General features: G+C 58.9%; 9 protein-coding genes, 1 tRNA gene and 1 pseudogene. All 11 read right to left on the bottom strand.

Going from position 1 to position 6,818, the window contains the following annotated elements:
- Positions 1-127: 127 nt before the first annotated feature.
- A complete protein-coding gene (gene rplA, locus ACTG36_RS16290; protein ID WP_375281875.1) occupies positions 128-829 on the bottom strand; it encodes a 50S ribosomal protein L1 in 702 nt (233 codons plus the stop codon).
- A gap of 1 nt (position 830) precedes the next feature.
- Positions 831-1,256 (bottom strand): 50S ribosomal protein L11, encoded by a 426-nt coding sequence (gene rplK, locus ACTG36_RS16285; protein WP_375281876.1) that lies wholly within the window; start codon positions 1,254-1,256, stop codon positions 831-833.
- A gap of 121 nt (positions 1,257-1,377) precedes the next feature.
- Complete coding sequence (locus ACTG36_RS16280; protein ID WP_375281877.1) at positions 1,378-2,007, bottom strand: DUF2306 domain-containing protein; 630 nt, start codon at positions 2,005-2,007, stop codon at positions 1,378-1,380.
- A gap of 201 nt (positions 2,008-2,208) precedes the next feature.
- Positions 2,209-2,742: a transcription termination/antitermination protein NusG gene (gene nusG, locus ACTG36_RS16275; protein WP_375281878.1), complete on the bottom strand. Its 534-nt coding sequence runs from the start codon at positions 2,740-2,742 to the stop codon at positions 2,209-2,211.
- Positions 2,743-2,876: 134 nt separating this feature from the next.
- Positions 2,877-3,071 (bottom strand): preprotein translocase subunit SecE, encoded by a 195-nt coding sequence (secE, locus tag ACTG36_RS16270; protein ID WP_375281879.1) that lies wholly within the window; start codon positions 3,069-3,071, stop codon positions 2,877-2,879.
- A 110-nt stretch (positions 3,072-3,181) separates the two neighbouring features.
- Positions 3,182-3,257: transfer RNA gene (locus ACTG36_RS16265), tRNA-Trp, on the bottom strand.
- A 54-nt stretch (positions 3,258-3,311) separates the two neighbouring features.
- Positions 3,312-4,259, bottom strand: coding sequence for a hypothetical protein (locus tag ACTG36_RS16260; protein WP_375282335.1), 948 nt, complete (start codon positions 4,257-4,259; stop codon positions 3,312-3,314).
- Positions 4,256-4,912, bottom strand: coding sequence for a CatB-related O-acetyltransferase (locus ACTG36_RS16255; protein WP_375282336.1), 657 nt, complete (start codon positions 4,910-4,912; stop codon positions 4,256-4,258). The genes ACTG36_RS16260 and ACTG36_RS16255 overlap by 4 nt, the downstream gene beginning before the upstream one ends.
- A 121-nt stretch (positions 4,913-5,033) precedes the next feature.
- Positions 5,034-5,669 (bottom strand): annotated as a pseudogene (locus tag ACTG36_RS16250) (heparin lyase I family protein).
- A 79-nt stretch (positions 5,670-5,748) separates the two neighbouring features.
- Positions 5,749-6,513: a hypothetical protein gene (locus ACTG36_RS16245; RefSeq protein WP_375282337.1), complete on the bottom strand. Its 765-nt coding sequence runs from the start codon at positions 6,511-6,513 to the stop codon at positions 5,749-5,751.
- A gap of 229 nt (positions 6,514-6,742) precedes the next feature.
- Positions 6,743-6,818: hypothetical protein (locus ACTG36_RS16240; RefSeq protein WP_439142958.1), on the bottom strand; the 76-nt coding region annotated here is incomplete at its 5' end.

The raw sequence follows: 6,818 nt of genomic DNA, 5'->3' as shown, positions 1-6,818 counted from the left end.
CGTCAGTGTATCATTAACAAGGCCGCGATCTTCACGCAGCCTTTACCAACAATTCGATGCAAACGGCCCGCAAAGAAAAAGGGCCCCAGTTGGGGGCCCTTCGTGTCGTCGTAAAAGAGACGAAATCTTAGTCGTTGCCAGTCGCGCTATCGACCGCGATGGTCACGCCTGGACCCATGGTAGAGGTCAAAGAGACCTTCTTCATGTAGGTGCCTTTGGCGCCAGCGGGCTTGGCTTTCTGAACGGCATCCACGAAGGACAGCACGTTTTCTTCCAGCTTCTTGGCATCGAAAGAGGCTTTACCCACACCGGCGTGAACCACACCGGCTTTTTCGACCTTGAACTGAACCTCACCACCCTTGGCGGCTTCGACTGCTTCTTTGACGTCCATCGTCACTGTGCCAACCTTGGGGTTCGGCATCAGGTTGCGCGGGCCAAGAACCTTACCCAGACGGCCAACGATTGGCATCATGTCCGGAGTCGCGATGCAGCGATCGAATTCGATCTTGCCGCCTTGCACGGTCTCCATCAGGTCCTCTGCGCCAACGATGTCGGCACCAGCGGCTTTGGCTTCGTCTGCTTTTTCGCCACGGGCGAAAACAGCGACGCGCATGGTTTTGCCTGTGCCGTTTGGCAGGGCAACCTTGCCACGGACCATCTGATCTGCGTGACGAGGATCAACACCGAGAACAACGGAGATTTCGACTGTTTCGTCGAACTTCGCTTTGGCGTTGTCTTTGACCAAGGACACGGCCTCAGAAACAGAGACGTTCTCTTTGCCAGCGAAGGCTTCGCGCGCGGCGCGTGTACGTTTTCCGAGCTTTGCCATGTTACTTCACCTCGATGCCCATAGACCGGGCAGAGCCCAGAATGATCTTCATTGCGCCTTCGACGGACGTCGCGTTGAGGTCCTTCATCTTGGCTTCGGCGATCTCACGGACCTGCTTGGTGGTCACGGAACCGACCGTCTGGCGGGACGGTGTGTTGGCGCCGGATTTCACGTTGGCGGCCTTCTTGAGGTAATAAGACGCAGGTGGCGTCTTGATATCCATGGAGAAGGATTTGTCCTGGTAGTAGGTGATCACGGTGGGGCACGGCGCACCGGCTTCCATTTCCTGCGTCTTGGCGTTGAACGCCTTGCAGAATTCCATGATGTTGATGCCGCGCTGACCCAAAGCGGGGCCGACGGGTGGGGATGGGTTGGCTTGACCTGCAGGAACCTGCAGCTTCATTGTGCCAGCGACTTTTTTAGCCATTGGTCGTTTCCTTTTGTCCAGTCACCGGCGCGCCCGGTGACGTTTTGTGGATGTGGTTGGGGTTGGATCACGCGTGATCCTCGCCTCCCACATGGGAGTCGCAATGCGACAAGGCCGCCGTCTAGCCGGGGTTGGGGCGTTTGGCAAGGGGGGCGGGTCGACGGATGACGATTTCGGCAAGCGCCAGTGCAATCAGCCACGATGCCAGCATTACCAAATCCGATGGCAGCCCCGACGGAACACCAAACATAAAGAACCACGGCAAAAGAATAAGACTTTGAAGGCCAGTGGCAGCGCCGATGGCATAACCACGGATCATCCATGCGCGGTGGGCCTTTGTGTTTGCGCGCAAGACCGACGCCAGACCCAGCAGCAGCGCGACCGCCCAAAGCAGCGAAAAGACGATCCGTTGGGGGACAAGCAGCGGGCCGGACGTCGGACCGACCGACAGCGTAGCCGCCAAAATACCACCGGTCATCGCCCCCAGCAGCCCCGCCGCAATCGCCAGTCGACCAGCGCGCTTGTGCCAAAGCGTGCGCCGGGTCGCGGGAAGGAACTGTACAGCACCTAGGATCAGAAACACCGAAGCCGCAATGATATGAAGAGCCAGACCGGTGGGCATATTGGCGCTTGCGATTGTAGCCTCCATTGCTGGCGCGCCCGTTCCCATTTCGGACAGGCGCGCAACCCCTGCGAGGATCGGCAAGGAACTAAGGGACAAAAGGGCAATCGTCTGGGGAATTGGTTTCATTCGGGGCTCACTTTCTTGGCAAGGGACGCGACGCAGCGAAACCTAGAAGCCGCACGGCACCTATGAAATTCCCAAAATGTGGATGACATGCATACGAAAACGTATGGCCGCCCCGTTTGCCAAAACAAAAAACGCCGCCCCAACAGCACGCGGGGCGACGTCATCTTAAACGGACCATGCGGGATTGGTCACGCAGGGTGATTAGCCCTGCTTGGTGACCTGTGCGTATTCCAGTTCCACCGGTGTGGCGCGGCCAAAGATGGAGACCGTGACCTTGAGGCGCTGGTTGTCCTCGTCGACCTCTTCCACGGTGCCGTCGAAATCCTCGAACGGGCCGTCATTGACTTTGACCTTCTCGCCGATCTCGAAAGAGATAAGCAGCTTGGGCGCGTCCTGACCTTCTTCGACACGGCCGAGGATCTGCTGAACTTCTGCGTCACGCATGGGCATCGGGCGACCCTGTGGGCCGAGAAAACCAGTGACGCGGTTGATGGAGTTGATCAGGTGATAGCCCTCATCGGACATTTCCATGTGGACCAGCACATAGCCGGGCATAAAGCGACGTTCAGCCGTGACCTTCTTGCCGCGACGGACTTCGATCACTTCCTCGGTCGGAACCAGAACCTCGTCAATCTGATCCTCAAGACCCTGCTCTTCGACAGAGGTCCGGATGGTCTCAGCGATCTTCTTTTCAAAGTTCGACAGCACAGAGACGGAATACCAACGTTTCGCCATGATCCTTGACACCTTTTCGTCGTGGTGGACCCCGTGACGGGAGTCCCGGAAATAAAAGCGGCGTGCAACTTATTCGTTGCACGCCATCAAACTTGGGGTTTTCTACCCTGACCTGACTGTCATCGCAAGGGGGCTTAGAACGCGTTAAGAACGCCTTCGAGGCCGGTGCGGATGATCAGATCGACCAGCGTGAAAAACAGCGCCATGACGGCGGCCATGATCAGCACCATGATGGTGGTCAAGGTGACCTCACGGCGGGTGGGCCAAACAACTTTGCCAACTTCGGCGCGAACCTGCTGGATGAACTGAACTGGGTTGGTACGGGCCATGGTCTGTCCTTTGATCGGATGCGCTTTGCAGGTAACGGGGTTGATGCGGCTTTTCAACCCTTTGAACTGCTTTCAATCCTATAGACTGGGCGATGTGGTGAGATGTGGCTTGGCAGGGGCTGAGGGACTCGAACCCACGACCCTCGGTTTTGGAGACCGATGCTCTACCAACTGAGCTAAACCCCTAAAGCCAAGGGTGGGAATACCCATGGGTTGTCCCCTTGGCAACACCCAAACGCATCAGCCGTCAGGTTTTGCGCCTTTTGCGCGATCCAAGGTGGAGACTGTACCGAAAGACTGGCGAATGATCTCATCCGCGGACTTGAACCGAAAGCCAGAGCCGCCGCCGGGAAAGACGCTTTCGAATTCCGGCAGGGGGGATTCGGGGTCTTCAGGTGGATCGGCAAAGGTCGTCGACGTTGTCCGGGTACCCGTGGCCCAAGGGGAGGCTTGCGGCACGGCTGCGGGACGCGGCGGGCTGCTGGCCGGACCAGGCGGGGTGGCCGCCGCTGCCGGTTGGGGAACCTGCGTTGGGGCCGCGCGCGGACGCTTGGCTGCCCTACGTCCCCGCCATTTGGAATATCGCAGGTAGGCCACAAACCCGCTGAGCGCGGCAAGACCGCCGATGACATAAATAAACGGCAGATCGGCTTGGGCTTTTCCCCGCAGCGCTGCTGCGCGGTCACCGACGATGGCCTCCATCAAAACGACCTCGCGGCGGACACCTTGCAGGCGCAACTGGCCCGAGACCGTCGACCAATCCAACGTCCGGCGAAAGCCTGACGCCGTGACACGCCCCACATCGTTGGAGGCTGCAACAAGGTCGGGCAATCCGGCCTGTTTGGCGGTGCCCACAAACATGACCGCAACGACCGGTCCTGTTCGTTCGGGCGCATCCAGCACGATGTAGGATTTCGGAACCGCGCCTTCGATCTGGCCCAGCCCTAGGTCAGCGCGAATATTGCCGGTCACCTGCATTTCCTGAAACGGATCAGACCGCAACCGCGTGTCCATCGCCGTGGTCGTGCGCGCAGGCGGTGGCCCCGCAAGGATCGCGCGTTCAGCGGCCCTGACCCGCGACTGGTAGCTAGCATGTTGGTCCAGCGCCAGATTCCCAAGGCCCAGCGCGATAAGGGCGTAGGCCCACCATGGCAGAAAGGACAAGATCGCTATCGCCAACCGGATCATGAAGCCTCCAATGCGGTCAGATCAGCACCGCAAATCGCGGCCTCGCGTTCGACGATACGGTCAATGGGCCAGTCCCACCAGTTGATTTGCATCAAAGCGTCGATCGTCGCGTCGTCAAATCGGCGGCGCAGGATGTGACCGGGATTGCCTGTGACGATGCTATAGGGCGGGATGGTCCCGCCAACGACGGCCTTTGCCCCGATGAGGCAACCGGACCCTATCGTCGTGCCGGGCAGGACGGTGGCCCCCTGCCCCAACCAGACATCGTGACCAATGACCGTGTCCGCAAAGGTTTGGGGCATAGACGGACGGTTGCGGTCCATGTCGAGGAAGACCGAAAACGGAAAGCTTGAGAACCCGTCATAGCGGTGATTGGCTGAAGCAGTGATGAAAGTCACGCCATCAGCAATCTGGCAGAATTTCCCAATGATCAGACGTTCGGGCGCGCCGGGATAGAGGTACGGGGCCAAATGAAACGCCCAATCTGCTGGCGGCTGATGCGCGCTGGCATAGGTGTAGTCGCCCACATCAATATTCGGATGGTCCACCGCTGCGGCCAGAAAGACGGTGCCTTTGTGAACGGTACCATTGGGCAGGATCACAGGGTGCAGCGTCGACGGGTCTGGAAACGCACGGGGCGGCAGGGGCGGCATGGGGCCTCCTTTGGTCAAAGTTTCGACAAGGGACTTAGATCAAAGGTGAGACATCACCGGTGCCTCCGCTTGTGCTGCCGAAACGTAGCAAATTCACGTCATCATGGACAGCGCGGCCGCTTTATTCAACATCAGCCCGGCTGCGGCCCTGAAGCACGTTGGAATAGTACGCTACCTGAGTGCCACAGCCGCCCGCGCAGCGGCTGACGAAACTGCGGTAGATGCCATACCGAAAATAGGGCGCGACATTGACGTTGATTGTCCGCCCTTGATGAGACCAGACCGGGCGCCCATTCAGATAAACAGTCAAGAAACCGTCCTGACCAGTGGTCCAAACGCCATTGACCATGATCCGGTTGAACCGCCCGACCATCTGACTGCGCGGGGCGACACAGTCTCACGCCAGATTGGGGGCGAGGTTCATCGGATCGTCATCCGCGACGTTGGGGTCTTTGACCGATACGATGAGGCAATCGTCATTGACCTCCATCAGCAAAGTCGGCCCCTGACCGCGCCCTTGATACCGTGGCAAATGCCACTGTCCGATCTTGGTGTTCATACGCGGTCCAAGGTTGGGCCAGCTTGGGTCAAGCATGACGGAATACCCCACCCAAAATTCCGATCCGATGCGCGGACCACCCTGTTGGATGAACTCAACCCTCTCGCGGTCGCGCGAACAATCTGTGCCACTGCAATCTCCGGTGCGCAGTTCGAACCTTTCGACCCGTGTGCCATCGGCCAACTGACCGCGTTGCACCGCATAGGGCACCCGTGCGCTTTCCAGATCAAAGCGTCCAAAACCGTCTGCCAATGAGGATTGGGCCTGCGCCGAATGTTCACACAACAAACATAGTATGCCAAATAGGATGTGCCTCGTGTTCATTCCCTTTCCGTAGCATCACTAGGCATCGGGCGGCAGGGCGACCACTGTCATGTCCCGCGACCGCATGACGTAGTCCAAGACGTTTTTTGAGTACACGCCGTGTTTGGAAATAGAACCGTTGCGACACAATGGCGTCCGATCGGGTGGGCGGGCGATATCGGCCGGAGATTTGTGTTTCCCCGTTCAAAGACACCACCACACCAAACCCACCGGCCCCGTCGAAGCGGACCACTATGGCCAGTTGCTGTTCCGTCCCGTCACGTCTGATCCGACCCTGCGATGTCGTGCTAAGGCGCTGGTCGATGCAGGATTCGCCCGGACCCGTCTTGATGGCGCTGGCGATATACATGCGACCGTCTGGGCGAACAAAAAGCTGCAACGGAGGTGCGCAGCCGTTGCGTCCATCGTGGATGGAAAAGATGCTGAATTCCCGGTTCTCGGCAGATGTAAACGAGATATTCGACGTAAAACGGACGCTGCCGGTACTGTTTACGGGGAATTCCTCTGTAAAGATCTCGGCGCGTTGATTGAATGTGCCGCCGGTGCAGTAATTGTCGCTTGTGCGAAAGACCCACCCCTCCATGGTTTGGCGCATGGATTCCGGGTCGGCCCCGCAGGACAGTTCCCAATCATTCAATGGCCCGGCATCACGCATGCCGTTGGGTTGGCAGGCTGCGACAAGGCCCAAGGCGAACAGGGGTACAACAAATTTCAGCATGAGAACGGCCTTTGTCTGGACGCGTTCATCTTTGCGGCACGGGTGCGCACCAGCCACCCCAAAGGGCGGTGATATACCTCATTCAGGGTATTGGCTGGCGCGCTTCGGGGGGGAGCGCAACAGGCCGCCCCCTTGGGGACGGCCTGCAAATAAAACCTGGGTGCTGCGGGGCCGCTTTCATCGTTTCTTCGAAACGACTACCGCGGGTCCTCGCGCCCAGTTTTAATGATCACTCGTTGATTTTGGACACCACGCCGGCGCCGACGGTGCGGCCGCCTTCGCGGATGGCGAAGCGGAGGCCTTGT

Source organism: Pseudooctadecabacter sp. (genome assembly GCF_965657175.1).
GTDB lineage: Bacteria > Pseudomonadota > Alphaproteobacteria > Rhodobacterales > Rhodobacteraceae > Octadecabacter.
This window is presented reverse-complemented; position numbering and strand designations above follow the sequence as displayed.